General features: G+C 63.4%; 29 protein-coding genes and 1 tRNA gene. 11 read left to right on the top strand and 19 right to left on the bottom strand.

Annotated features, from left to right (window positions below):
* The first annotated feature begins 60 nt into the window (after positions 1–60).
* The gene (locus tag NCR93_RS00395) at positions 61–612 is read left to right on the top strand and encodes a YaeQ family protein (protein WP_250532119.1); all 552 of its coding nucleotides are present in this window, start codon (positions 61–63) and stop codon (positions 610–612) included.
* Positions 613–615: 3 nt separating this feature from the next.
* On the opposite strand, the gene NCR93_RS00390 is transcribed toward NCR93_RS00395, so the two are convergent.
* From NCR93_RS00390 to NCR93_RS00365, 6 genes are all read right to left on the bottom strand, one after another.
* Complete coding sequence (locus NCR93_RS00390; protein ID WP_250532118.1) at positions 616–1,023, bottom strand: VOC family protein; 408 nt, start codon at positions 1,021–1,023, stop codon at positions 616–618.
* A 108-nt stretch (positions 1,024–1,131) separates the two neighbouring features.
* Positions 1,132–1,207: transfer RNA gene (locus NCR93_RS00385), tRNA-Ala, on the bottom strand.
* A gap of 67 nt (positions 1,208–1,274) precedes the next feature.
* Positions 1,275–1,619: a c-type cytochrome gene (locus NCR93_RS00380; protein WP_008352285.1), complete on the bottom strand. Its 345-nt coding sequence runs from the start codon at positions 1,617–1,619 to the stop codon at positions 1,275–1,277.
* Positions 1,616–2,416, bottom strand: a complete 801-nt coding sequence (locus tag NCR93_RS00375) for a BON domain-containing protein (protein WP_008352287.1) — start codon at positions 2,414–2,416, stop codon at positions 1,616–1,618. The genes NCR93_RS00380 and NCR93_RS00375 overlap by 4 nt, the downstream gene beginning before the upstream one ends.
* Before the next feature lie 23 nt (positions 2,417–2,439).
* The gene (locus NCR93_RS00370; RefSeq protein ID WP_175979691.1) at positions 2,440–3,027 is read right to left on the bottom strand and encodes a phosphoheptose isomerase; all 588 of its coding nucleotides are present in this window, start codon (positions 3,025–3,027) and stop codon (positions 2,440–2,442) included.
* A gap of 102 nt (positions 3,028–3,129) precedes the next feature.
* The gene (locus NCR93_RS00365; RefSeq protein ID WP_250438621.1) at positions 3,130–3,564 is read right to left on the bottom strand and encodes a YraN family protein; all 435 of its coding nucleotides are present in this window, start codon (positions 3,562–3,564) and stop codon (positions 3,130–3,132) included.
* Here NCR93_RS00365 and rsmI point away from each other — a divergent pair.
* Positions 3,563–4,444 carry a 16S rRNA (cytidine(1402)-2'-O)-methyltransferase gene (gene rsmI, locus NCR93_RS00360; RefSeq protein ID WP_175979689.1) on the top strand — a complete coding sequence of 294 codons (882 nt, stop codon included), beginning with the start codon at positions 3,563–3,565 and terminating at the stop codon, positions 4,442–4,444. The genes NCR93_RS00365 and rsmI overlap by 2 nt on opposite strands.
* A 53-nt stretch (positions 4,445–4,497) precedes the next feature.
* Here rsmI and NCR93_RS00355 read toward each other — a convergent pair whose 3' ends face one another.
* The gene (locus NCR93_RS00355; protein WP_250501598.1) at positions 4,498–5,106 is read right to left on the bottom strand and encodes a septal ring lytic transglycosylase RlpA family protein; all 609 of its coding nucleotides are present in this window, start codon (positions 5,104–5,106) and stop codon (positions 4,498–4,500) included.
* A gap of 665 nt (positions 5,107–5,771) precedes the next feature.
* Here NCR93_RS00355 and NCR93_RS00350 point away from each other — a divergent pair.
* The 4 genes from NCR93_RS00350 (at position 5,772) to NCR93_RS00335 (ending at position 8,001) form a co-directional block, all read left to right on the top strand.
* On the top strand, positions 5,772–6,428 hold the full coding sequence (locus NCR93_RS00350; protein ID WP_250435385.1) for an MBL fold metallo-hydrolase: 657 nt from the start codon (positions 5,772–5,774) through the stop codon (positions 6,426–6,428).
* Positions 6,425–7,051, top strand: coding sequence for a 3'-5' exonuclease family protein (locus tag NCR93_RS00345; RefSeq protein ID WP_175979687.1), 627 nt, complete (start codon positions 6,425–6,427; stop codon positions 7,049–7,051). Before NCR93_RS00350 ends, NCR93_RS00345 begins: the two co-directional genes overlap by 4 nt.
* Before the next feature lie 105 nt (positions 7,052–7,156).
* Positions 7,157–7,615, top strand: coding sequence for an Lrp/AsnC family transcriptional regulator (locus tag NCR93_RS00340; RefSeq protein ID WP_008352298.1), 459 nt, complete (start codon positions 7,157–7,159; stop codon positions 7,613–7,615).
* A 185-nt stretch (positions 7,616–7,800) separates the two neighbouring features.
* Entirely contained in the window at positions 7,801–8,001 is a 201-nt protein-coding gene (locus tag NCR93_RS00335; protein ID WP_250532117.1) for a hypothetical protein, read from the top strand.
* 117 nt (positions 8,002–8,118) lie between these two features.
* Here NCR93_RS00335 and NCR93_RS00330 read toward each other — a convergent pair whose 3' ends face one another.
* Together NCR93_RS00330 and NCR93_RS00325 are read right to left on the bottom strand one after the other, a co-directional pair.
* Positions 8,119–8,421: an H-NS histone family protein gene (locus NCR93_RS00330; RefSeq protein WP_008352299.1), complete on the bottom strand. Its 303-nt coding sequence runs from the start codon at positions 8,419–8,421 to the stop codon at positions 8,119–8,121.
* 369 nt (positions 8,422–8,790) lie between these two features.
* On the bottom strand, positions 8,791–9,462 hold the full coding sequence (locus NCR93_RS00325) for a HugZ family pyridoxamine 5'-phosphate oxidase (protein WP_250532116.1): 672 nt from the start codon (positions 9,460–9,462) through the stop codon (positions 8,791–8,793).
* 156 nt (positions 9,463–9,618) lie between these two features.
* Here NCR93_RS00325 and NCR93_RS00320 point away from each other — a divergent pair, with 156 nt between their 5' ends.
* Entirely contained in the window at positions 9,619–10,842 is a 1,224-nt protein-coding gene (locus NCR93_RS00320) for an MFS transporter (protein WP_033536476.1), read from the top strand.
* 61 nt (positions 10,843–10,903) lie between these two features.
* On the opposite strand, the gene NCR93_RS00315 is transcribed toward NCR93_RS00320, so the two are convergent.
* Positions 10,904–12,049, bottom strand: a complete 1,146-nt coding sequence (locus tag NCR93_RS00315; protein ID WP_008352302.1) for a branched-chain amino acid ABC transporter substrate-binding protein — start codon at positions 12,047–12,049, stop codon at positions 10,904–10,906.
* A 539-nt stretch (positions 12,050–12,588) separates the two neighbouring features.
* On the opposite strand from NCR93_RS00315, the gene NCR93_RS00310 reads away from it, so the two are divergent.
* Positions 12,589–13,293: a dienelactone hydrolase family protein gene (locus NCR93_RS00310; RefSeq protein ID WP_008352303.1), complete on the top strand. Its 705-nt coding sequence runs from the start codon at positions 12,589–12,591 to the stop codon at positions 13,291–13,293.
* Between the two features lie 41 nt (positions 13,294–13,334).
* Here NCR93_RS00310 and NCR93_RS00305 read toward each other — a convergent pair whose 3' ends face one another.
* Both NCR93_RS00305 and NCR93_RS00300 read right to left on the bottom strand, forming a co-directional pair.
* Positions 13,335–13,520, bottom strand: coding sequence for a hypothetical protein (locus tag NCR93_RS00305; protein ID WP_008352305.1), 186 nt, complete (start codon positions 13,518–13,520; stop codon positions 13,335–13,337).
* A 226-nt stretch (positions 13,521–13,746) separates the two neighbouring features.
* Positions 13,747–14,973 (bottom strand): MFS transporter, encoded by a 1,227-nt coding sequence (locus NCR93_RS00300; protein WP_250532115.1) that lies wholly within the window; start codon positions 14,971–14,973, stop codon positions 13,747–13,749.
* A 324-nt stretch (positions 14,974–15,297) separates the two neighbouring features.
* Here NCR93_RS00300 and NCR93_RS00295 point away from each other — a divergent pair, with 324 nt between their 5' ends.
* The 3 genes from NCR93_RS00295 to NCR93_RS00285 all read left to right on the top strand — a co-directional run bounded on the left by NCR93_RS00295 (position 15,298) and on the right by NCR93_RS00285 (position 17,481).
* Positions 15,298–15,510 (top strand): hypothetical protein, encoded by a 213-nt coding sequence (locus NCR93_RS00295; protein ID WP_008352308.1) that lies wholly within the window; start codon positions 15,298–15,300, stop codon positions 15,508–15,510.
* A gap of 34 nt (positions 15,511–15,544) precedes the next feature.
* Entirely contained in the window at positions 15,545–16,576 is a 1,032-nt protein-coding gene (locus NCR93_RS00290) for a serine/threonine protein kinase (RefSeq protein WP_239294357.1), read from the top strand.
* 176 nt (positions 16,577–16,752) lie between these two features.
* Complete coding sequence (locus NCR93_RS00285) at positions 16,753–17,481, top strand: PepSY-associated TM helix domain-containing protein (RefSeq protein ID WP_239294358.1); 729 nt, start codon at positions 16,753–16,755, stop codon at positions 17,479–17,481.
* Positions 17,482–17,498: 17 nt separating this feature from the next.
* Here the strand turns inward: NCR93_RS00285 and NCR93_RS00280 are convergent, their stop codons facing one another.
* The 7 genes from NCR93_RS00280 to NCR93_RS00250 form a co-directional block, all read right to left on the bottom strand.
* Positions 17,499–18,719, bottom strand: a complete 1,221-nt coding sequence (locus tag NCR93_RS00280; protein WP_250532114.1) for a PepSY-associated TM helix domain-containing protein — start codon at positions 18,717–18,719, stop codon at positions 17,499–17,501.
* A gap of 126 nt (positions 18,720–18,845) precedes the next feature.
* Positions 18,846–19,865 carry an XdhC family protein gene (locus tag NCR93_RS00275; RefSeq protein WP_175979682.1) on the bottom strand — a complete coding sequence of 340 codons (1,020 nt, stop codon included), beginning with the start codon at positions 19,863–19,865 and terminating at the stop codon, positions 18,846–18,848.
* Positions 19,838–20,383 carry an SRPBCC family protein gene (locus NCR93_RS00270; RefSeq protein WP_008352328.1) on the bottom strand — a complete coding sequence of 182 codons (546 nt, stop codon included), beginning with the start codon at positions 20,381–20,383 and terminating at the stop codon, positions 19,838–19,840. The genes NCR93_RS00275 and NCR93_RS00270 overlap by 28 nt, the downstream gene beginning before the upstream one ends.
* On the bottom strand, positions 20,374–21,567 hold the full coding sequence (locus NCR93_RS00265) for a vWA domain-containing protein (protein WP_033536462.1): 1,194 nt from the start codon (positions 21,565–21,567) through the stop codon (positions 20,374–20,376). Before NCR93_RS00265 ends, NCR93_RS00270 begins: the two co-directional genes overlap by 10 nt.
* A complete protein-coding gene (locus NCR93_RS00260) occupies positions 21,564–22,460 on the bottom strand; it encodes an AAA family ATPase (protein WP_008352332.1) in 897 nt (298 codons plus the stop codon). The genes NCR93_RS00265 and NCR93_RS00260 overlap by 4 nt, the downstream gene beginning before the upstream one ends.
* A gap of 6 nt (positions 22,461–22,466) precedes the next feature.
* A complete protein-coding gene (locus NCR93_RS00255; RefSeq protein WP_008352333.1) occupies positions 22,467–23,267 on the bottom strand; it encodes an FAD binding domain-containing protein in 801 nt (266 codons plus the stop codon).
* 12 nt (positions 23,268–23,279) lie between these two features.
* Positions 23,280–25,661 (bottom strand): xanthine dehydrogenase family protein molybdopterin-binding subunit, encoded by a 2,382-nt coding sequence (locus NCR93_RS00250; RefSeq protein WP_250532113.1) that lies wholly within the window; start codon positions 25,659–25,661, stop codon positions 23,280–23,282.
* Between the last annotated feature and the right edge of the window lie 9 nt (positions 25,662–25,670).

The raw sequence follows: 25,670 nt of genomic DNA, 5'->3' as shown, positions 1-25,670 counted from the left end.
ACGCTCGCGCCATCTCGACAATTCGTTTCCGCTGGCCGAAAGACCGGCGTCCGATGCTAAATGGCTCTCAAATCCACGATCTACAAGGCAGACCTGCAAATTGCCGACATGGATCGCCACTACTACGGCGATCATTCCCTGACCATTGCGCGCCATCCCTCGGAGACGGACGAACGGATGATGGTGCGCGTCGCCGCGTTCGGCATGCTCGCCGACGAGCGTCTCGAATTCTGCAGAGGCTTGTCCGACACGGATGAGCCCGATCTATGGCAAAAGGATCTCACCGGACAGATCCAGACGTGGATCGAAGTCGGCCAGCCGGACGAACGGCGCATCGCGAAGGCGAGTGGCCGCTCGGAGCGCGTGATCGTGATCGCGTATGCGGGAAAGACCGCGGATATCTGGTGGAACGGCGTGAAGGGCAAGGTCGAACGGTTGCAGAACGTGACGGTCTGGTCGCTCGCGGATGGCATCGCAGAAGCGCTCGGCAAGCTGGCCGAACGGACGATGCGTTTGCAGATGATGGTGCAGGACGGCGACGTCACGCTAGGCAGCGAGACTGCCGACGCCGTCGCGATCCGCTGGAACGTTTTGAAGGACGGCGCGGCCTGAACATCAGACGTCGGGCCGACCTTTGAACTCGATCATGTTGCCTTCCGGATCGAAGAAATAGAGCGACGGGCCGAAGCCTTCGGCGCCGTATCGTCGCGCCTCTTCACCGATGCGCGCGCCATGCTTTTCGAGATGCGCGCGTAACGTGTCGGCATCGAACCGTTCGACGCGCACGCACAGATGATCCATATTGCGACCCGCGCCGGGCTGACCGCTCTCCGGCCGATCGATTTTCGCGCCGACGGCCAGCAGATCGATCAGCGAACGGCCCGCGCGCATCTGCACGAGGCCGATATCGCGCTGCTCCTTCTCGACCGGACAACCTAATACGACGCGATAGAAGTCCACCATGCGGTCGAGATCGGCGCAGCGGATGACGACGTGGTCGATTTCGCGGATTTCGAAGTGCATGCGGGCCTCGCATGTTTTGTATGGCGATCAGTTTAGCCGGTTGAGGAAGTGCAGATGGGTGCAGAAATGGGAAAGGGCCTGGGGTTTGAGACAGGCCCTTTGGATTCGTGGTGGAGAGGAGGAGGATCGAACTCCCGACCTTCGCATTGCGAACGCGACGCTCTCCCAGCTGAGCTACCCCCCCAACGAATCAAAATTGTACCACAGCAAAATCGCCGTCAGGCAAGCCTTCAGACGACTTCAATCAACACTCACTTCTGCGGCGCCCCCGCCAGAATCCAAGACACGACCGTCTTGATATCCGCGTCGTTCATCTTCGGGTGCGAAGGCATCGGAATCGAGCCCCACACCCCCGCGCCGCCGTTCTTCACCTTCTTTTCAAGCATCGTGCTCGCCTGCGGATCGCCCTTGTACTTCTCGGCGACCTGTTGAAACGACGGCCCCACAAGCTTGCGATCGATCGCATGACAACCCATGCACGCGTTGCTGCGCGCGATCGCCATCGCATTCGCGGATGAACCCGTCTGCTCCGCAGCAGACACACCAAAAGACGCGGCAACGATCACCGCGCCGACAATCGAACGCATCATGTTCATTTCACCGTCGAAGCCGGATTGGCATTCCCCGGACGCACATCCGAGTTCTTCACGGGCGCGGGCGATTGCGTATCGAGCGGACGCGACGTCACGCCCGAATCAGGCACCGTGCCAACCGTCGCCTCAGCCGGCGCGCTTGCCGCCGGCGCCACGCTCGTCCCCGACGCGGCCGCCGCTTCCAGCGCTTGCGCCTCTTCAGGCTTGATGTACTGGAACACCTTCACGACCTGCTCGACGCCCGGCACGCGCGCGGCGACATCCGCGCCATGCGCGCCTTCGTCCGGCGTGACGAGCCCCATCAGATAAACGACACTGCGCTCGCACACCACCTTGTAGTCGTTCGCGTGCAAGTCCTTCTCGCCGACCATCGCAGTCTTCACGCGTCCTTCAAGGTAGGAATCGTTCGCGCGCGATGAGTACGAACTCGCGCCCTGCACCGACAGCTCGTTGACGATGCTGCCGACGTTATTGATGTCGCGCACCACCGCCTCGGCCTTCGCCTTCGATGCGTCGTCCGGCACTTCGCCCGTCAGCAACACGCGCCGGTTGAACACGGTCACGTTGACATGCGACGTATCGGGCACGTTCTCGTTGATCCGCGAAAGCGCCTTCACCTGAATCTCGCGATCTTCGGTCTGCGCGCCGAGCGTGCGGCGATCCGTGGCGATCAACGTGCCGCCGGCCGCCGCGCCGACGACCGCGAGCGCGCAGCCCTGCAACGTCAATGCAACTCCCGACAACATGCCCACCATCAGCGTGGCCTGGGCCAGCGTCGCCTTGACGCGTGTCTTGTTCATCAACTCCGTTCCCCCTTTCAGTTTCAGTCGTCGCCGAGCAGCATCGCATCGATGCCGTCGCACAGACAATGAATGGTCAGCAGATGGACTTCCTGGATGCGCGCCGTTCGTTCGGCCGGCACGCAGATATGAATATCGGTTTCGGCGAGCACGTCGGACATCGCGCCGCCGCCCTTGCCCGACAACGCGATCACGATCATCTCGCGCTCGTGCGCTTCCTGAATCGCAGCGAGCACGTTCACCGAGTTGCCCGACGTGCTGATCGCAAGCAACACGTCGCCCGACTGGCCGAGCGCGCGGACCTGGTTCGAGAAGATCTGCTCGAACGCATAGTCGTTGCCGATGGCCGTGAGTATCGACGTGTCCGTGGTCAGCGCAATCGCCGGCAAGCCCGGACGCTCGCGTTCGAAGCGGCCGATGAGTTGCGCGGCGAAGCGCTGCGCATCGGCAGCCGAGCCGCCGTTGCCGCAAACGAGAATCTTGTTGCCGTTCGCGAGCGCGCCAAAAAGCGTATCGACGGCGGCCGCGATCGGAACCGCCAGCGCGTCGAGTGCTTCGAGTTGAAGTGCCGCGCTGTCGCGGAATTGCTGTTGAATGCGTTCGACTGACATCGACTCTCGATCATCGGCCGCGACATGCGCGGTGTGTGGCTTGAACGCTCAAGGCGTCGGTTGTTGCGCAGTTTACCGCATGCATCATGCGATGAACCGCAGTCACGCCTCGTCGGCGCGAAACGCATCGGGCAGCCAATGGATGCGGCCCGCATCGAACGCGACGACGTCGAAACGGCACGCAGGCAACGCGCCGCGCCATGTCGTCAGGAAATGCTGCGCGGCATGTACGAGGCGCGCGCGCTTCTTCGCATCGACGCTTGCGACGGCATTCGCGTAACGCCTGCTTCTTCTCGCGCGGACTTCGACGAACACGAGCGCGCCGCGTTCATCGAGCATCACGAGATCGATCTCGCCGCCGCGACACGTCACGTTGCGCGCGACAAGACGCATGCGCTGCCGCTGCAGGAACGCGAGCGCGTGCGACTCGAAAGCGTCGCCGAGCGTTTTGGACACGGCTCCTCCGTAAAAGTTGTCGGCGGGCCACCGAATCGCGCATGGCAAAATGACGACCTTTCCTTCGACGCCCGCGCTCATGCTTCAGATCTCCGAACTCGCCGCTGGGCAGCACTATCCGACAGGCGCGCTGTATATCGTCGCAACGCCGATCGGCAACGCGGCGGACATCACCGTGCGCGCGCTCCACGTGCTCGGACTCGCAGATCGCATCGCCGCCGAAGACACGCGCAACACCGCGCAACTGCTCGCGCGCTATGGCATTTCGAAGCCGTCGATCGCCGTGCACGAGCACAACGAGCGCAGCGCCGCCGAACGCGTGATCGAGCATCTCAGGAACGGCGAGCGCATCGCGTGCGTATCCGACGCGGGCACGCCCGGTATCTCCGATCCCGGCGCGCGTCTCGTCGATGCCGTGCGCGAGGCCGGCCTGCCGGTCATCCCGCTGCCGGGCGCGAGCGCGCTCACGACCGCGTTGAGCGCGGCGGGCGCGTTCGTCGGCGGCTTCTCGTTCATCGGCTTTCTGCCGACGAAGGCGAAGCAACGTGCGTCGGAGCTGAAGAAACTCGCAAGTCTTCCGATGGCGCTGGTGTTCTACGAGGCGCCGCATCGCATCGTCGAAACCGTGCGCGCGCTCGGCGACGCGTTCGGCGGCGAACGGCAACTGCTGATCGCCCGTGAGCTGACGAAGTTACATGAGAGCCTGCATCGCTGCACCCTGGCCGAAGGGCCAACGTGGCTCGAAGCCGATGCGAATCGTCAACGCGGGGAATTCGTCCTGGTCGTCGAAGGCGCGCCCGAAGCGCACGACGCCGACGACGCCCACGACGCGCTGCTGTCGACGCTGCTGGAAGAGTTGTCGGTGAAAAGCGCGGCGCGCATCGCGGCGACATTGACGGGCGCGTCGCGCAATGCGCTGTATGAACGCGCGCTGAAGCTCGCCAAACGCGACGAGAAATAAAAACGGGCCGTTGCGATAACGGCCCGTCGGGTTCTGCGAAGCTGTCGGCGAGATCAGTTCACGCTGTCGTCGGCCAGCGCCTGAGCCTGCTCTTCGCGCGCCGCACGCGCTTCCTGCTGCGTGAGACCTTCGATCTTCACCTTCTGCGTGCCGGCGCCGCGCATGCCGAGCACCGCCGCCGCTGCATACGACAGATCGATCACGCGTCCGTGCACATAAGGGCCGCGATCGTTGATCTTCACGACGACGGTCTTGTGATTCGCTTCGTTCGTCACGCGCACCCACGACGCGAGCGGCAGCGTGCGATGCGCTGCGGTCATCGCGTTCATGTTGAACTTCTCGCCGCTCGCGGTCTTGCGACCGTGGAACATGCGTCCGTACCACGACGCCTTGCCCTTCTGCTCGAAGTTGCTGGCGTCGGGACCGGTCGTGATCGGCTCGGCGTCGGAAAGCGACTGCGCCGGTTGCGCCGGCCTCTCGGCGGGCAGCGCGGAAAGGTGCGAATCGAAGGCGAGCGGCGCCGTCGAGCGGGCACTGCTCGTGCTGAAGGAGTTTGTGTTCTGAGGATTGGATGCGACATCGCCCGAACCCGGCGCGGCGCAACCCGCCAGCACGCCAACTGCTAGCAGGCTCCCGACATGTCGAATAAATCGAGCATTCATAGACGTGTTTTCAACGATAAAGGAGCGGCCGCGCTGCGCTGGTCGGCGCGCGCAAGGCTGCTCGAGGCTTTGCCGTGCAAAGCAGAACGCCGCTCGCTGAAGCGAACGGTGGACTGTGCTCGGATGCGGCGCACTCGTGCCGCAAACGCCCGGTTATTGTTCACGTCTGGCGCAACCTGTCCCCGGCAGCCTGACCAGACCCCACAAGCCGCCATCGAACGTGGCATCACGTTCGTGCGCTGGTGAAGCCAAGTGAGCGCAGGAACGGCGGCGTAGGCCCCATCCGGCGTGACGGCGGCAAAGGCCATCTGACAGACGCGCGGCGTCTGGCCGGACAAGACGTGTGCACCTACTGGAGGTGCGTGAGTTGCAATTGCGAGGCTTTTGGCCCCCAACAGCGTACTGACAGCGATTGTAAAAACGCACTAGCGTTTTGGCATTCGCCCAATGACGGCATGGTTTGATCCATGCACAAGTAGTGCCATTATACAAAAAAACCGTGGTCCGGCTCATCGGACCCATCGAATTGTCATTGATTTTCGCTATGAGCGTAAGAATTGCCGCTTTTTTGAGCAACGCCGTCGCGGCGCGCGCTGCCGTCGGACCCGGGGTCGCACCGGTACAATGAACGTTTTTACAGGCCCGCGCGCATCGACGTCAGTCATATGAAAGTCATTCTCGTTCCCGTAACGCCCTTTCAGCAGAACTGTTCGATCGTGATCTGCGAAGCGACCCAGCGCGCCGCCATCGTCGATCCGGGTGGCGACATCGAACGCATCATCGCGGAAGTCGAACGCCAGGGCGTGACCGTCGACAAGATTCTTCTCACGCACGGCCATCTCGATCATTGCGGCGGCGCCAAGGCGCTCGCGGACCATTACGGTATACAAATAGAGGGACCGCATCGCGAAGATGCGTTCTGGATCGATCAGTTGCCCGCGCAGACTCAGCGCTTCGGTTTTTCGAACGCCGAAGCCTTCACGCCGGAACGCTGGCTCGACGACGGCGACGCCGTGCAGTTCGGCAACGAGTCGATGGAAGTCTATTTCTGCCCGGGCCACACGCCGGGTCACGTCGTATTTTTCAGTCGGGAGCACAATCTGGCGTTCGTCGGCGACGTCCTGTTCGCCGGTTCGATCGGCCGGACCGATTTCCCGCGCGGCAATCACGCGGAACTCATCCGCTCGATCCGCGAAAAGCTCTGGCCGCTCGGCGACGATGTCACCTTCGTTCCCGGACACGGCCCGGCATCGACGTTCGGCGAGGAACGGCGCAGCAATCCTTTCGTGCGCGACGGCGCGGCAACGGGTGCGACAGCGTGAACGCAATTCCCGAAATCTACGTCAGCACCGATGTCGAGGCCGATGGCCCGATTCCCGGACCGCATTCGATGCTGAGCTTCGCGTCCGCGGCCTACACCGCGGACAAGCAGCTCATCGGCACCTTCTCCGCGAATCTCGAAACGCTCGAGGGCGCGACGCCGCATCCGGTTCAGGCGGCTTGGTGGAAGACGCAGCCCGACGCGTGGGCCGCATGCCGCAAGGATCTGCAGAAGCCGGAAATAGCCTTGCCGGCCTATGTCGAATGGGTGGAAGCGCTGCCCGGCAAGCCCGTGTTCGTCGCGTATCCGGCGGGCTTCGACTTCACGCATATGTTCTGGTACATGATGCGCTTTGCCGAGCGCTGCCCGTTTTCGTGGTCGGCGCTCGACATCAAGACGCTCGCCTTTGCGATGACCGGCCTGCCGTATCGCAAGGCCATCAAGCCGCGTCTGCCGAAACACTGGTTCGACGAGCTGCCGCATACGCACGTCGCGCTGGACGATGCTATCGAGCAAGGCGCACTCTTTTGCAACATGCTGGCCGACCTGCGGATCTCGCAGGAGAAGCTGGCCAGGCTTGCGAAGGAATCCGGCGACGACACTGAAGGTAAAACCGCGCCCTGAGGCGGGGGAGTTAGGGAAACTCCCTCAGTGCGGGCGCGTTTGCATTGCGTTTCTTTTTCGACGCCTCTACTATGAGAGTCAAATCGCGACCGAACGGAGGCGCAGTTGACTCTCGATACATTCTCACAAAAAATCTTGCGTCTCCTGCAGCTGGACGCACGCCGCTCCGTTCAGGAAATCTCCGACCAGGTCGGCTTGTCGAGCACGCCGTGCTGGCGTCGCATCAAGGACATGGAGCAATCGGGCGTCATTCAGCGCTATACCGCGCTGCTCGATCGCGAAAAGCTCGGTCTGCATGTCTGCGCGCTCGCGCATATTCATTTGACACGGCATACGGAAGGCGGCGTCGAGCAATTCGAACGCGAAATCGCCACTTGCCCGGAAGTCACCGAGTGCTATAGCACGACCGGCGAATCCGATTACATCCTCAAGATCGTCGCGCCCGATATCAAGGCTTACGACGCCTTTCTCCACGATCGCATCTTCAAGATTCCTGCCGTCGCTCAGGTGCGAACGAGCGTTGTGCTCCGAGAGATCAAGTTCGACACGCAATTGCCGCTCTGACGGATTGCGTTTAGCGCCGCGTTTCTAATGCGCGCTTGGACCGTTGGTTCCAGCGCGCGGAATCGGTGCGTCCGTTGGAAGAGCCTTGTAATGCAATGGGCGACCGCGCATCCAATTCCCTTTCAGCCAGTCGATAAAAATCAAACTACCCAGCACGCCCGGCCTGATACGGGCGAAATATCCTGATGGTTGGCGATCCAGGTTCGCTCGCGAGCCAGCATTGCGGCGCGAACCGTGAACAGCAATCCGCCGAGGAAATTAATGCCGAAATTCAACGGCAGAACACGATGATCCGCGTTGCCGCAAGTCTGCTATCTGGCGCAATATTCCTTCAGGAGACGTCCCGGTTTTTCGGCCTGCGCGCTGTTGACGCAAGCGCGATGTAATGTGTCTCCGGTCTTCGAACTTCGGCAAATGACGAAACACCGTTCATCTGATCGCACAAATGAAAAAGCCGCGTCACGTAACGCGGCTCTTCGAATGCATCGATTGATGCTTTGCAATTACTTGCCGATCAGAAAATTATCCCGATCCTGCCCAGCGATCCACTTCGGCGGCTTGCCGCGACCCGACCACGTGCTGCCACTTTCGGGATCGCGATATTTCGGCGCCACGCCCGAGCGGCTGCGCGCGGCCTTCGCGCCTTTTGCGCCACGGCCGCCAGCCAGTTCCTGAAGCGTGATGCCATAATCCGACATTTTCTGCTTGATCTCATTAAGCACTTCCGCGTATTCGCGCGACTTCGCTTCTTCAATCTGACGTTCGAGAGACTCGCGTTGTGCGAGGAGTTCCTTGTATGAAGGCATGGCAATTCCCTAAGTGGTTTGCTGACTTGCGAATCGGCGCGCTCGCTTTCAGTTATCAGTATAGCCTCGGACTGGCACGCAGATTAACACAGTTCCCAATAACGCGGCATGTGCGAATCGCCACTTATTAAAAGTTTAGCAATTTTCTTCGTAACAATTGCCGAAAGCTCAGAAGGTTCGCTTGTTCGCTCTTCGGACTTAAAAAGCTCTGCCAGTCGCGACGACGACTCGACGATGGCATCGGATGAAAACAAAGACAAACGAGTCAGTCGCAAAGTTTCATGAGATGGCAACTTGCCACGAAAAAGCCGCTCTGCAGCGCGTTCCATGCGGTTGAAATCGGGTCGCAACGTCTCGGATTTATCTCGTTCAAATATTACGTTGACGCTCAAAACAATCGATAACCGCGGCCTTCAAATCCTCGTTCGTCAGTTTCGGGTAATCGAATGTAAAACGATTGCGGATGTCGGCGAGCAGCAAATCGCAGCCGTACCGGTCTATCCCCAATAATCGGAGATTCTCCGGACGGCCGCTGTAAGCATCGAAATATTTGCATAACGACGATTCGTCGTCCGCCGAAAGCGGCGGCAGCGAATCCAGTTCTTCTCCGCCGAGCCATCCCATCGCGCCGAATCCGCCTATACAACGCATGCGCTCGAGCGACATCACCCAGAAGGAAAAATCGCCGAGTTCCAGATAGCGTGCCGCATCCGGGTGATACCGCAGATAGCGCCGCGCGAGCTCTTCGCAATCTTCGGGCGCGGCGGGCGCGAAACTGCCGAGCATCGTCAGGCGCTGGCCTTCCAGCACGCCGCCATCCGCCGCGTGGGAAACCAGAAACCCCGCGCGCGCATCGGCCTGAAGATTGCGCGTGTGCTCGGCGAGATGGCTGATGAGCACCATCGGCACATGGCGCTCGGTCGGCGCGAACGGCAGCGCCGTCGGATAGGGAAAGCCGCGCGGCTCGCGGGTAAGCGTGGCGAGCGTGCCTTCGGAGACGCGATGCAGCAGATTCAGCGGCGCTTGCGACGGGATGTTCATCCGGGCCTCGTGCGTGGGTGAATGGTCGGACGATGGTAATGCAGCAGGTCCGAGCGTGTCGCCTGGCCGTTCGATAGAATCGAAAGCCTTCGCGTTCGATGGCAACATGTCCGGTTGTCATCGCATCCCGCGCAACTTCAAAGAACGATTTCATTCGTGTCCGATTCGACCACTGCCTCCGCCGCCTGCGAATCCAATCCGACGCTCGCGCTACATCGCACTCTTCCGCATGCCACACGCGTACGCGCGCGCTACGCGACGATGGCCGTCTTCTTCATCGCGGGCATGATGTACGCCTCCTGGGGCGTGCACGTTCCCACCGTGCGCGACAAGTTCGCACTCAGTCCCGGCATGCTCTCGTTCGCGTTGCTGGCGGTCGCGGGCGGCTCGATCTTCGCGATGCTCACCGCCGGATCGTGGATCGCGCGCGCCGGCACGCGCACCGCGTGCATGGCGGGCGGCATCACGATGATGATCTGCGGCTCGCTGATCCTCGTGACGCCTTCTTACTGGATGCTGCTCGTCGTGCTCGCGATTTTCGGCTTCGGCATGGCGACGCTCGATGTCGCGATGAACGCCGAGGCCAGCGCGGTCGAGCAGGCTCTGGCGCAGCCGATCATGTCGTCGCTGCATGGCATGTTCAGCATCGGCGGGATGGCGGGCGCGGCCGCGGGCGGCGCACTGCTCGCGCACGGACTCGCGCCGGCGGCGCATCTCGCGCTCGCTTCCGGTGTGAGCCTGCTCGTACTGCTCGTATCGATGCCCGCCGTGCTGCCGCACGTTCCGCATCACGACGAGCACGCGAAGGCGTCGTCATCGAATCGCTGGCGCTCGGGCGCGCTGTGGGCGCTCGGCGGCCTCGCGCTCGTCGCGCTGATCGCGGAAGGCGCGATGTACGACTGGGCCACTGTATATATGCGCGATGTCGTCGAAGCCACGCCGTCGGTGTCGAGCGCCGCTTACGCCGCGTTCTCGGGCGGCATGGCGGCAGGCCGCTTCGGCGGCGACGCGGTGCGCGCGCGTTTCGGCGCGCCGCAACTGATCTTCGGCAGCGCGGGGCTTGCGTTCATCGGCATGGTGATGGCGCTCTTGCTGCCGAACACCATCGTCACGATGACCGGCTTCACGCTGATGGGCTTGGGCCTCGCGAACATGATGCCGGTGCTGTTCGCAGCAGCGGCGCGCGTCGAGGGGGTGACGCCCGCGGAAGGGCTCGCGCAGGTCGCGGGCCTCGCGTATTTCGGGCTGCTGCTCGGGCCGGTGTTGATCGGCGGCGTTGCACAGATCAGCAATCTGCCGATCGGGCTGTGCGTCGTCGCGGCGTGCTGCTTCGTCATCACGCTCATCGGACCGCGCATTCTCAGGCGCTGGAAGATATGAAAAAGCGCGCGGTCCTTTCGGAACCGCGCGCTTCTCTTGACTTCGAGAAGTCCGAAGGAAATTACATCTTCACGACGTCGAGCAGCGTCTTCTTGCCGCCCTTGTAGTTGTACAGCGAGATCACGCCGTGCTTCAGATCGCCCTTCGAATCGAAGGTCGTCTCGCCGATCACGCCCTTGTAGTCCGTGTTCGGCATCGCGGCGACGATCTTCGCCGGATCGGTCGAGTTGGCGCGCTTCATCGCGTCGACGATGATGTACACCGCGTCATACGTGAACGGCGCGTAGATCTGGATCGGCTGGCCGAAGCGCTTCTGGAACTTCTCCGCGAACTGCTTGCCGCCGTCCATCTTCTCGAGCGCCATGCCCGCTTCCGAGCACACGACGTTGTCGGTCGCATCGCCTGCGAGATCCGACAGCTTCTCCGTACAGACGCCGTCGCCCGCGAGAACCTTGGCGCGCAGGCCGAGCTGCTTGGCTTGCTTGGCGAACGGGCCGCCGGTTGCGTCCATGCCGCCGTACATCACGGCGTCGGGGTTCTCACCCTTGATCTTCGTCAGAATCGCGCGGAAGTCGACGGCCTTGTCGTTGGTCGCGTCGTGCGAGATCACCTTCAGGCCGAGCGACTTGGCGGTCTTTTCGAACTCGTTCGCGAGACCCTGGCCGTATGCCGTCGAGTCGTCCACCACGGCGACGCTCTTCACCTTCAGGTTCTTCGCGGCGTAGTTGGCGAGCGCCGGACCTTGCTGCGCATCGGTCGCGACGACGCGGTACGTCGTCTTGAAGCCTTGCTGCGTGTAGGTCGGGTTCGTCGCCGACGGGGAAATCTGCACGATGCCCGCGTCGCTATAAATCTTCGACGCCGGGATCGACGTGCCGGAGTTCAGGTGACCGACGACGCCCACGACCTTGTCGTCGACCAGCTTCTGCGCGACTTGCGTCGCCGTGCGCGGGTCGGCCGCGTCGTCTTGCGCGTCGAGTTCGAGCGTGACCTTCTGGCCGTTGATCGTCAGGCCCTTGGCGTTGATCTCTTCGACTGCGAGCCGCGCGCCGTTTTCGTTATCCTTGCCCAGGTGAGCAATGCCGCCGGTCAGCGGAGCGACGTGACCGATCTTGACGACCTGGTCGGCTGCTGCGGACGTTGCCAACGTCGCGAAGAGCACGGCTGCGGCGCTGATCGGCAACAGTTTGTGAAGCTTGGTGTTCATGTAAGTCTCCAGTTTCGGTCCCAAAAACAACGTAATCGCCCTGTGCCCCGTCTTTCATCACGATCGCTCAGTCCCGTGGACGACCACGCCGGATGCATCGTCATGCACTTGGCAAGTCCTTCCGGCAGGCCGTTCGTGGCAGCCGCCATCCGCACTGCGCGCAAGTGTAGGGTTGTCAAATTAATTTAGGGAAGTTTTTTAAGATAGTGGTGTCACTACCAATTAACGGCCAGTTGTGATGCGCCGCCGTTTGTGGTGGCGTTCGCGTGAAGAAGCCCTGTGCATGCGGGTTTGCGCGACATCGGCGCGCAAAGGTTTGGCCGTCATTCGAGTCCGGCAGACGCGCGCCGATAATCCCTGCCCATCGGCACCATTAACCTGTTTTTTAATGACTGTTTTTAGCTGGCGTTTAGATCGGCGCCTCTAAAAACCGGCTGCGCGTCAAAGCGCGTGCCAGAGGGCCCGCGGGCGTTCAGGGCGACTGAAAGGGAAAGCTGGCAAACTCACACGCCTGCATTCCCACACACAAGGAGTTTGACGTGACCGTTTCCACGACTTCACGCTGGATCGACATTCCGGCCGATGGCGGCAGCTTCCAAGGCTATCTCGCGCTGCCGAAGACGGGCACCGGACCCGCCGTGATCATCCTGCAGGAGATCTTCGGCGTGAACGGCCACATTCGCAGCGTCGCGGATCAATACGCCGCCGATGGCTACGTCGCCCTCGCACCCGATGTTTTCTGGCGCACGCAGCCGCGCGTCGAGCTGGGTTACGAAGGCGCGGATCGCGAAAAGGCGATGGAACTGCTGCAAAAGACCAAGCTCGATGCCGCTGTCGCGGACGTCGGCGCGGCTGCGAAAGCGCTGCGCGCGCTGCCCGAAGTGACGGGCAAGATCGCGGCGATCGGCTATTGCTTCGGCGGCCGGCTCGCGTATCTCGCGGCGGCCGAGGGTTCGGTGGATACGGCGGTGGCCTATTACGGCGGCGGCATTCAGAACGCGCTCGACAAGGCCGATCAGGTCAAGGTGCCGATGCAGTTCCATTACGGCGAACTCGACGCGCACATTCCCGCCGATGCCGTCGATGCCGTCCGTCAGAAGTTCGCGGGCCGCGAGGATTCGGAACTGTATGTCTACGCGCAAGCCGACCACGGCTTCAACTGCGGCGATCGCGCGTCGTATAACGGGAAGGCGTCGGCGCTCGCGCACGGACGCACGCTGACCTTCCTCGGCGCTCATCTGTAATAGAAGCACCTTTCGCAAGCGCGCCCTGAACGGCGCGCTTGCTATATCAGCGCGGGCAATCCTTCGACGAGCAGAAAGGCGGCGAGCACACCGAGCAATGCGCCGAACACGCGCAGTACGTTGTTTCTCAGATGCGTCGCGCAGGGAATGGCCCCGAGGAACAGCGCGCCAGCGAGCGCCATCGGGATGATCAGAATGAAGTCGCCGATCGTGAAATACGTCGTCATGGTGCGTCTCCCATCGTCCTGCTTCTGGCTTTATCGTCGCGTGTGAAAAGGTGCATCGACGATTCGAGTATAGGCCGCGCCAACGAAGGCGTTAGCCCAACTTCGTGCGATGGCAAACCACGAAAACGTACGAAAGCCTTGCGCGACAAGGACTTGCAGGCACCTATTTTTAAGCGGACGCGGAAAAACCCTTAGCTTCGGCTTATTTCAATCGGCTTTCGATTGTTCAGACGACAGCGTGCTCGCGCCGGTTCAGATGCACCGCGCCCGCAATCCCGACGAGCAGCAGCGCGCCGATCAACCCGGCGACGCCCTTCCATCCGAACGCGGTCCAGAAGTGTCCGCCGTACGATCCGATCAGACTCGACCCTATGTAATACGCGAGCAGATAGAGCGCGGCCGCCTGGCCTTTCGCTTGCATCGCGAGCCGTCCGACCCAGCCGCTCGCGACCGAGTGCCCTGCGAAGAAGCCGAACGTCAGGCACGCGATACCCGCAATGATCACCGGCAGCGCGTTCGACAAGGTCAACGCGATGCCGAGCATCATCAGCACCAGGCTTGCGATCAGCACGCGGCCGCGCCCGAAGACATCGGCCATCTTGCCGGACCACGGCGACGCGACCACGCCCGTCAAATACACGGTGAAGATCGCGCCGATCTGCGTCTGATTCAGTTCGAACGGCGCGCCCAGCAACCGATATCCGACGTAGTTGTAGAGCGTGACGAAACTGCCCATCAGCGCGAAGCCGATGAGAAACAGAAACGGCAAACCGCGATGCCGCAGATGCCCGCCGAGCGAGCGCCGATGATGCGCGAACCCGACGCCGCGCCGCGGCTTGAAGCGTCGCGACGGCGGCAGCAGCGAGCGGAACGCGAGCGTGGCGAGCAGACCCAGCAGCCCGATTCCGCCGATAGCGACGCGCCAGCCGAAAAGATCCGCGAGGATGCCGCTGATCACGCGCCCGGCCATGCCGCCGATGGCCGTCCCGCCGACGTAGAGTCCCATCGCGAGACCGAGGCCTTCGGGATGCACTTCCTCCGCGAGATACGCCATCGCGACCGCGGGCACGCCGCCGAGCGCGAAGCCTTCGAGCGCGCGCACGACGAGCAGCGCGTGCCAGTCCGGCAGCACGGCGGCGATCACCGTCAGCACCGACGACGCGAGCAGCGAAAGCGTCATCAGCCGATGACGGCTCCAGCTTTCCGAGACGAATCCCGCGATGAAGATGGCGATCGCCAACGCCGCCGTGCTCACCGACACCGCGAGCGCGCTGACCGCCGGACTGACGCCGAACGCCTTCGTGAACTCGGGAAGCAACGGCTGCACGCAGTAGAGCAGCGAAAAAGTCGCATAACCGGCGAACAGCAACGCGAGCGAAGCACGCCAATAGGCGCGCGAGCCGCGTTCGAGATACGGAGCGGCATCGGCGGCCCGGTTTGCGTTAGCATCCACGAATGAAGTCTCTGCTGAAAAAACTCTCGACGATACGCCGATCCTCAGGGTTTTGCCTGATAAGCAAGCCGCGATCCGGCCACGTAGCCCATTAATTGCTGCTATTCGTCTGCGATCGGCAACATAACGAAGCGAATGGCGTCGCGCCGACGCGCCGCCATGCGCTAAAGTTAGAGCACAATCGTTCATGAAAGCCGCGCGTGTCGCGCTTCCCGCAACAGCGACGCGGCGATTGTCTGGTGCACGAGCCGTGAAAAGCCTGTGCTTGGTGAAAACATATGACCGGCGCTTCAATCCCAGCCGGCGTTGAAACGGGGATTCATCATGCAAATCGGTTCGATTGTCCGCTCCGTGCATATTGCCGTGCCTCAGGGCGCGCGCGGCATCGTGATGCGCATTCTCGGCGACATGGCCATGGTCGCTTGGTACGCGGGCGAGCCTGGCGTAACCAAACTGCTCAATACCGAGCCGTTCTTTCTCGAAGACCTGATCGATACGGGCGATGTCGTGCGCCCGTCGAACACGGTCGTGCACTGAGAAGCGACGCGCCGCATTGCGGCACAATGCCGGGATGAACTCGATCCATCCCGACTCCCAGGGCGCGCCCGCCGACGACGCGCCGCCCTTCTCCGGCCTCACGCCCGATTGCGTACTCGATGCAGTCGACCGCGTGCTGATGCCCGCAGGCGCGCGTACCGATGGCCGCCTGCTGCCGCTCAACAGCTACGAAAACCGCGTCTATCAGGTGGGCGTCGAGGACGGCGCACCGATCGTCGCGAAGTTCTATCGGCCGAAACGATGGTCGAATGCGGCGATTCTCGAAGAGCACGCGTTCGTCGCGAGTCTCGTCGCGCGTGAGATTCCGGCCGTGCCCGCGCGCGCGCTCGATGGCACGACGCTGCACGAATTCGACGGCTTTCGCTTCTCCATCTTCGAGCGGCGCGGCGGACGCGCGCCCGACCTCGATCGCAGCGACACGCTCGAATGGCTCGGGCGCTTCATCGGGCGGATTCACGCGGTGGGCGCGGTCGAGCCGTATCGCGAGCGGCCGACGCTCGATATCGACACTTTCGGCTATGAACCGCGCGAGTTCCTGCTGACGCACGGCTTCGTTCCCGCCGATGTGCGCGAAGCGTGGGAAGCCGTCGTGTCGATGGCGCTCGAAGGCGTCGCGCAATGTTTCGAGCGCGCGGGCGATGTGCGGCACGTGCGTCTGCACGGCGACTGTCATCCGAGCAACGTGCTGTGGACCGACGCGGGCCCGCATTTCGTCGATTTCGACGACAGCCGCATGGGCCCGGCCATTCAGGACTTGTGGCTGCTCTTGCCCGCCGGACGCGCGGATGCATCGCGCGCGCTCACCGATCTGCTCGCCGGTTACGAAGATTTTTGCGAGTTCGATCCGCGCGAACTGCATCTGATCGAAGCGCTGCGCACGCTGCGGCTGATTCATTATTCGGCGTGGCTCGCGCGCCGCTGGAACGATCCGGCGTTCCCCGCCGCCTTCCCGTGGTTCAACACGCAACGTTACTGGGAAGACCGAATCCTCGAATTGCGCGAGCAAGTCGGCGCGATGCAGGAAGGCCCGCTTTGGCCCGTTTGAAATTTTTTGTGACATTCGCGGACTGTCAGGCGATCGCAAAGCGTTGAAAAGCGCTTTTCGGCATGTAATGATAACAATTCTCATTTGCCCGCCTGACATCGATCGCCGCGCGCGCGTGCGCGTTTAGCGATCGGGGCGCGGCTTTGCCTGCCAACGCCCGAATTCTGGAGAGACGCGTGAACGCGCCTGAAACCCTCAATACGCCGCCGTCCGCGACGGGCGGCTCGACGCATTACCGTCCGCATGGGCGTCTCATCGACGATGCCGAGCAGATCGTCCGCAAGAATCGCTCGCGCCGCTCGACCTTCCTGAAGTGGCTGCGCAAGGTGCATGGCTGGGTCGGTTTGTGGGGCGCGCTGCTGGGCCTGCTGTTCGGCGCGACGGGTTTTCTGCTGAATCACCGCGCGCCGCCGCTGCGCATTTCGACCGGCGAGCCGCAGGTTTCGCAGATGCAGATGCCGCTGCCCGCCGAAGGCTTCAAGTCGCCGCGCGACATGGGCGCGTGGCTGAAGAAGGAACTGAAGATCGACGGCAATCTCGGACGCGCGCGCAAGGAACCGGCGCATCCGGTCGGCTGGGGCGACAAGAGCACGATGCAGCCGGAACAATGGTCGGTGATGGTGGCATCGCCGGGCGGCAGCGTGATGGCGGAGTACTGGGTCGGCAACAATTTCGTGTCGGTGAAGCGCACCGAAAACACCTTCCTCGCGATGATGACCAACCTGCACAAGGGCGTTGGCCTAAGCGTGGGCTGGGTGCTGCTCATCGATACGTTCGCGGGCAGCATCATCCTGCTGTCGCTTACCGGCGTGCTGCTGTGGACCGAGCTGAACAAGAAGCGCACGGCGGGCGTGGTGATCGTGGCGGCGTCGCTGATTGCGGCGATTGTTTGCGGGTTGATTTGAGGGATTCGGGACGTCGATCACGCGGCCGACGTCCCCTTCCCCTTCCGCGGGTTATGCCGCGTCAGCCACAAATAAAGCCCGCTCCCGAGCACGACGATCGTCAGCACATCGAACGCGGCCCAGAAAATCTTCAGCGGCATGCCGCCGAAATCGCCGAAATGCAGCGGCTGCGAGCCGAGCAGCACCTTCAGATACCACGGCAACTCGCGTGAATCGGTGAGCGCGCCCGTCGATGCATCGACGAGCACAGGTCGCATGATCCGCGTCGTCAGAATGCCGTCGCCGCGCATCCACACGGCATAGTGATGCGGGCTCGCGAAGCGCGTCCCCGGAAACGCGACGAACGACGGAATCATCTCGGGCGCGACGCGTTGCGCTGTCTTCACGGCATCGTCGATGGAAGCGCGCACGACGACCGGCGGCTTGTCACGATACGGCGCGACCATCTGCGCGAGCTGATCGTTGCGCCATGCTTCGAGCATGAGATCGGCGAGCGTGTTGATCGAACCCGTCGCGCCGACGAGCAACGCCCACGCGAGCGTCAACATGCCGATGGCGTTATGCCAGTCGAGCCACACGATCGGCCGCTTCTTCTTCAGGCGCACGCGCCCGAGCCCGACCTTTCGCCAGAACGGGAGATACACGACGATACCCGACACGATCGCCGCGAGAAACACGACGCCCATCGCGCCGAGAAAGAGCTTGCCGAAGAGCCCGGCGAACATGTCGACGTGCAACTTCAGCAGCACGAACTTGAGCGAGCCTTTGCCGGGCGGCATGCCGAGGGGCCGGCCGGTGCGCGCATCGACGGTCGTACTGAGCGTATCGTCGGGCGGCGTGTCGGCTTTCGGCGCGGTGACGACGACCGGCAAAAGCGGATCGTCCGGCTCCCAGATCATGTATTGCGGCACATGGCCCGGATGCTCGCTCAGCGCCGCGCGCAACACCGCGTCGTAGCTCGCGCGCGCATTCGCCTGCGATGCAGGCAGCGCTGGCGCTTCGATCGCATCGCCGGTGAGGATGTCGAGTTCGTGGCCGAACACGAGCGGCAAGCCGGTCAGACACAGCAGCAACATGAACGCCGTGCAGACGAGACTCGTCCACCGATGCACGATCGACCATACGCGCAGCGCGCGCTGGCTGATGTGGCGCTTGTTCGCGGACGAGCGCGAGTCGGGCGATGCATCGGCGCGGGCGGCTGCGCGCTGGTCATCGCCGGCCAAAAACTTGCCGGGCATTCGATTGAATCGTTGAACTGAAGGGAAACGGCGGCGCGTCAGCCGAAGCTGGCCACGCAAATGAGAATGATTATTATATAGCCGTCGCGCCCGTCCGGGCCGCGTTTCGTCAGGATTTTGTAATAATCAGACGCCGCAGACTTCGCCTTTTCCGGCAACCTCGCGCGCCGCTTTCGCGCCTTCCACCTGCAACAGTTCGGGCAACGACACGCCGTTCTTCGCCGCCGTGACTTCCGCGAGAATCGACACCGCGATTTCCGGCGGCGTCCGGCTGCCGATATAAATGCCGACCGGCCCATGCAACCGCGCCAGTTCAGCCTCGCTGAGATCGAACTCCTTCAGACGCTCGCGCCGCGCCGCGTTGTTGCGCCGCGAACCGAGCGCGCCGACGTAGAACGCGGGCGTCTTCAGCGCTTCCATCAGCGCGAGATCGTCGAGCTTCGGATCGTGCGTGAGGGCGATGACCGCGCAGCGTTCGTCGAGCTTCATCTCCATGACCGTGTCGTCGGGCATGGTTCGCACGATCGTCGTGCCGGGCACATTCCACTCTTCCGTGTATTCCTCACGCGGATCGCACACGGTCACCTGATAATCCAGCCCGACCGCGATACTGCACAGATAGCGCGACAACTGCCCCGCGCCGATCACGAGCATCCGGTAACGCGGGCCGTGAATCGTCAGCAGATGCGCGTCGTCGAAGAGCACGCCGTCGGTGGCCTGCGCCGGTTCGAGGCGCGCCGCGCCCGTGGCCATGTCGAGCGTGCGCGCGACGAGCCTGCCGCTTTCCACCGCCGCGCACAATTCCGAGATGCCGCTTTCCATCGTCAGCGGCTCCAGCACGAGCTGGATCGTGCCGCCGCACGGCAAGCCGAAGCGATGCGCCTCTTCCGCGCTGATGCCGTACTTCACCGCCTCCGGCTTCGTCTGCTCGATGCCCCGCTGCCGCACGCGATCGATGAGATCGTCCTCGATGCATCCTCCCGACACCGAACCGACGACGTGGCCATCGTCACGCACGGCGAGCATCGCGCCTTCGGGTCTCGGCGACGAGCCCCATGTCTTCACGACCGTCACGAGCAGCACGCGATGTCCCTCTTCGAGCCATCGCGCGCTGTTCTTCAGGACTTCGAGATCCACGCTGTCCATGATTTCTTTCCCTTTTCCTTCTCTTCTGCGCCGCTTTCGTCTTGGTCGGCGGCTGCATCTTGCGATTCCTGGCCGCCTTGCAGCTGCGCGCTGAATCGCTTGAAGAATTCTCCCGCGATCTTGCGCGCCGCGCCGTCGACGAGCCGCGAGCCGATCTGCGCAAGCTTGCCGCCGACCTGCGCGTTTGCACTGTAACTGAGCTTCGTCGTGTCGGCTTCGTCGCCGGGTTCGAGGTTCACGGTCGCGCTGCCCTTGCTGAAGCCGGCCGCGCCGCCCTGCCCTTCGAAGACGATCGTGTAAGTATGCGGGGCGTCGATATTCGTCAGCTCCATTCTTCCCTTGAAGCGCGCTTTCACCGGACCGACCGCCGCCGTCATCGCGACGTTGTAGGCGTTCTCGCCATCGGCGTCGATGCTGTCGCAGCCCGGAATGCAGACCTTCAGGATCGACGTGTCGTTCAGCGCTTCCCACGCGCGCGCCTGCGGCACCGGCAACGTGTGTGTTTCGGTCAGTTCCATCTCGTGTCTCCAGTGTGCCGTGACAGCGCGGCCAGTTCGGCTCCGACCGCGCCGAGGCTGTCGAGGTTATGTGCCGCGAGCATTGCATCGACGTGTGGCAGGATCGCGCGCACGCCTCGCGCGCGCGGCGTGAAATCGGCGAAACGCAGCAGCGGATTGAGCCACACCAGCCGATGCGCGAAACGCCTGAGTCTTTGCATCTCGGCATCGAGCACGTCGATGGCTTCGTGATCGAGGCCATCGGTGACGAGCAGCACCGTCGCCCGACCGGCCAGCACACGCCGCGCCCAGCGCCGATTGAACTCCGCGAGCGTCGCGCCGATGCGCGTGCCGCCGGACCAGTCCGCGACGTTCTGTCCGAGCGCGGCAATGGCGACATCGGGATCGCGTTCGCGCAAGGCGCGCGTCGCGTTCGTGAGCCGCGTGCCGAACAGGAACACTTGCAGACGCTCGCGCGATTGCAATAGCGCGTGACAGAAGTAGAGCACGGCGCGCGAATACGCGCTCATCGAGCCGGAAATGTCGAGCAGCAACACGAGCGGCGGTCTGCGCTCGACCGCCGCGCGATATTTCCACACGGTCCAGTCGCCGCCCGAGCGCACGGCGTGTCGCGCGCTCGCTTTGAGATCGGCATGCGTGCCGCGCGAGCCCGCCTTCAGCCTGCGCGTCGGCTCCGTCGCGAGCGGCATCCGATGCGCGCGAATCTGATGCCGCAGCGTGCGCCATTCGTCGGCGCTGAGCGTGTCGAAATCGCGATGGCTCAAGCGTTCCTGCGCGCTGAACGTGATGCGCGCGTGCGCCTCTTCCGGCTTCGATTCCGGCGGCGGCGTTGTCGACGATGCCGCCGCGCGCGTCGCCAACGCATCGGCGAGACGGTTGTTGCGCTTCGGCGGCGGCATGCCGCTCTTCACCTTCGGCAGCAACAGCGCGCGCAGCTTGCCTTCCCAGTCGGGATCGCGCCAGAAAAGATCGAACGCCGCATCGAAGATGTCGCGTTCGTCGCTCGCGTGGACGAGCAAACACGCGAGCGTCGCGCGCACATCGTCGCGGCGATTCAGATCGACGAAGCGCAACGCGTCGAGCGCATCGACCGCGTGCGCCGGCGACATGCCGAGCCCCGCGCCGCGCAGAAGCCTCACGAAATGCACGACATTGCGCGCGAACGGTTCCATCGTGGTCGTCATGGCGTGGCCGCGAGGCATTGCGCGAGCGTATCGGCGTCCATGCGCGCGAGATCGTCCTGATACTTCAGCAGCACGCCGAGCGTGTTCTGCACCGATTGCGGATCCAGTTCCGTCACCGACAACGCCGCGAGCGCGCGGCACCAGTCGATCGTTTCCGCGACGCCCGGCGCCTTGAAGAGATCCAGCGTGCGCAGCTCGTGCACGAACGCGACGGCGCGCTGCTGCAACGCCTGCCCCGCTTCGGGCGCGCGCGCCGCGACGATCGCCAGTTCGACATCGCGCTGCGGATAGCCGATCCACTGATAGAGGCATCGCCGCTTCAACGCATCGTGGACTTCGCGCGTGCGGTTCGACGTCATCACGACGAGCGGCGGTTGCGCCGCGCGCACCGTGCCGTACTCCGGAATCGACACCTGAAAGTCCGACAGCAATTCGAGCAGAAACGCTTCGAACGGCTCGTCGGCGCGGTCGATTTCATCGATGAGCAGAACGCGGCGCGCGTCGGGATTCGACGCATCGGGCAGCAAGGCCTGAAGCAGCGGACGCTTCAGCAGAAACTCGCTGCGATACAGCGAATCGTTCGACGGCGTTTCGCCCGACGCCTCCGCGAGCCGCAGCGCCATGATCTGCCGCGGATAGTCCCACTCGTATAGCGCGCTCGCGGTATCGAGCCCTTCGTAGCATTGCAGGCGCAGCAGCGTCGTGCCGCACAAGCCCGCCGCCGCCTTCGCGAGTTCGGTCTTGCCGACGCCCGGCTCGCCTTCGAGAAAGAGCGGCCGCTGCATCTTCAGCGCGAGAAAAAGCGCCGTCGCGAGCTCGCGGTTCGCGAAGTAGCGATGCTCGCGCAAGCGCGCGAGCGTCTCGTCGATGGATTGCGGCGCCTGTTCCGTCATCGCGGACTAGAACGACATCGCGCGCTCGATCGCGCGGCCCGCGAGCACCGGAATCAGATGCGCGCGATATTCGGCGCTCGCGTGCATGTCCGCGTTCAGCTCGTTGGGCGAGATCGTCACGCCGCGCGCCGATGCCACCGAAAAGTCCTTCGACAACGCCGCTTCCAGCTCCGCCGGACGAAACACCGAAGACGCCGCGCCCGTCACGCCGACGCGCACGCCGTCCTTGAACTTCGCGACGAACACGCCGACGAGCGCGAAGTGCGACGCGGGATTGCGAAACTTCTCGTAGCCCGCGCGCTCGGCCAGCGGAAACTCGACGGCCGTGATGAGCTCGTCGGGTTCGAGCGCGGTCGTGTACATGTCGATGAAGAAATCGTCCGCGGCGATGCGCCTTCTGTCGGTCACGACCGTCGCGTTCAGCGCGAGCACGGCTGACGGATAGCACGCCGCCGGATCGTCGTTGGCGAGCGAGCCGCCGATCGTGCCGCGCTCGCGGACCTGTCGATCGCCGATGCGTCCCGCGAGATCCGCGAGCCCCGGCAGCGCGCGCTGCACGTCCGCGTTCGATGCGACCGCCGCATGAGACACCGCGCCGCCGATCGTGAGCTTGTCGCCGTCGAGCGTGACGTTTTTCATCGACGCGATGCGCGTCACGTCGACGAGCGCCGAGGGCTGTGCGAGCCGCAGGCGCATCGTCGGCAAGAGGCTTTGGCCGCCCGCGAGGAACTTGGCGTCGCCGTTGGCGGAAAGCACCGCGACCGCCGCCTTCGCTTCGTCCGCTTTCTGATAGTCGAATGAGTACATTTGCCGGTCTCCTCAGGCGCGTTGAGCGTTATGCATCGCGGTCCACACGCGATGCGGCGTCGCGGGCATCTGCAAGTCCTTCACGCCGAGCGGCGCGAGCGCATCGAGAATCGCGTTGATGACCGCCGGCGGCGAACCGATTGCGCCCGCTTCGCCGCAGCCCTTCACGCCGAGCGGATTGTGCGTGCACGGCGTGCCCTTCGCGGTCTCGACGGTGAAGTCCGGCAGATCGCTAGCGTGCGGCATCGCGTAATCCATGAACGAGCCGGAGAGCAACTGGCCGGTGCTGTCATCGTAGACGCAGCGTTCGAGCATCGCCTGGCCGATGCCCTGCCCCAGCCCGCCATGCACTTGCCCTTCGACGATCATCGGATTGATGACGTTGCCGAAGTCATCGACGGCCGTGAACTTTTCGATGCGCGTTTCGCCGGTGTCCTGATCGACCTCGACTTCGCACACATACGCGCCCGACGGATACGTGAAGTTGGTCGGATCGTAGAACGCGTTTTCGTTGAGGCCCGGCTCCATGGTTTCGAGCGGGAAGTTGTGCGGCACGTACGCGGCGAGCGAGACGTCGACGAACGATTTCGTGCGATCGGTGCCCTTCACGCGGAACACGCCGTTGGTGAACTCGATATCTTCCGCCGACGCTTCCAGCAGATGCGCCGCGATCTTCTTCGCCTTCGCTTCGACCTTATCGAGCGCTTTCATGATCGCGGAGCCGCCGACCGAAATCGAACGCGAGCCGTACGTGCCCATGCCGAACGGGATGCGCCCCGTATCGCCGTGAATGATCTCGACGTTCTCGATCGCGATGCCGAGCCGGTCCGCGACCACTTGCGCGAACGTCGTTTCGTGGCCCTGTCCGTGACTGTGCGAACCGGTGAAGACGGTGACGGAGCCGGTCGGATGCACGCGCACTTCGCCCGCTTCGAAGAGACCCGCACGCGCACCGAGCGCGCCCGCCACGTTCGACGGCGCGAGCCCGCACGCTTCGATGTAGCACGAATAGCCGATGCCGCGCAGCTTGCCCTTCTGCTTCGATTCGTCGCGCCGTTTTGCGAAACCCGCGACATCCGCGAGTTCCAGCGCGCGATTCAGGCACGCGTCGTAATCGCCGATGTCGTACGTGAGACCGACCGGCGTCGCGTACGGAAACTCGCGGATGAAATTGCGCCGCCTCAATTCGACGGGATCGATATTCAGCTCGCGCGCCGCCGTCTCGACGAGCCGCTCGACGACATACGTCGCTTCCGGCCGGCCCGCGCCGCGATAGGCATCGACGGGCACCGTGTTCGTGAAGACCGCTTTCACTTCGGCGTAGATCGCGGGCGTCGTGTACTGGCCCGCGAGCAGCGTCGCGTAAAGCACGGTCGGAATCGACGATGCGAACGTCGACAGATACGCGCCCATGTTCGCCGTCGTATGCACGCGCATGCCGATGAACTTGTTGTCCTTGTCGAGCGCGAGTTCGGCCTTGGTCACATGATCGCGGCCGTGCGCGTCGGAGAGGAAGGCTTCGGAGCGCTCGGCCACCCACTTGATCGGACGCCCGACTTTCTTCGATGCCCACGTCAGCGCGACATCTTCCGGATACAGGAAAATCTTCGAGCCGAAGCCGCCGCCGACATCCGGCGCGATCACGCGCAGCTTCGATTCCGGCAGCGACAGCACGAACGCCGCCATCAGCAAGCGCTCGACGTGCGGGTTCTGATTCGCGACGTAGACCGTGTAGCTGTCGTCGTGCTTCGAATAGCTCGCGTTGACCGCGCGCGGCTCGATCGCGTTCGGCACGAGCCGCTGATTCACGATATCGAGCGTCGTGACGTGCGCGGCTTTCGCGAACGCGGCGTCGGTCGCGGCCTTGTCGCCGTGGCCCCAGTTGTAGCAGACGTTGTTCGGCACGCTGTCGTGCACGAGCGGCTGGCCCGCGTCCGATGCGCTCGCCGTATCGACCGTCGCGGGCAGTTCGTCGTAATCGACCTCGATGAGTTCGAGCGCGTCCTTCGCCTCCTTCACCGATTCGGCGACGACGAGCGCGACCTGATCGCCGACGTGCAACACCTTGTCGTGCGCGATGACGGGATGCGGCGGCTCGTGCATCGGCGAGCCGTCGGTGCTGTGGATGAGCCAGCCGCACGGCAGTCCGCCGACGTTCTCGCCCGCCATGTCCTTGCCGGTGAAGATGCCGATCACGCCCGGCGACTTCAGCGCCGCTTCCATATCGATGCGCGCGATCTTCGCGTGCGCGTGCGGCGAACGCAGGAACACGCCGTAGCTTTGCTGCGGCATGACGACGTCGTCGGTGTACTGGCCCGCGCCCGTCAGGAATCGATAGTCTTCCTTGCGCTTCACGCCAGCGCCGATCAGTTTCTGTTGCTCAGGGGCATTCATCGCGATCTC

Origin of the sequence: Caballeronia sp. ATUFL_F1_KS39 (assembly GCF_023630985.1) — a bacterium.
GTDB classification, from domain to species: Bacteria; Pseudomonadota; Gammaproteobacteria; order Burkholderiales; family Burkholderiaceae; genus Caballeronia; species Caballeronia zhejiangensis.
This window is presented reverse-complemented; position numbering and strand designations above follow the sequence as displayed.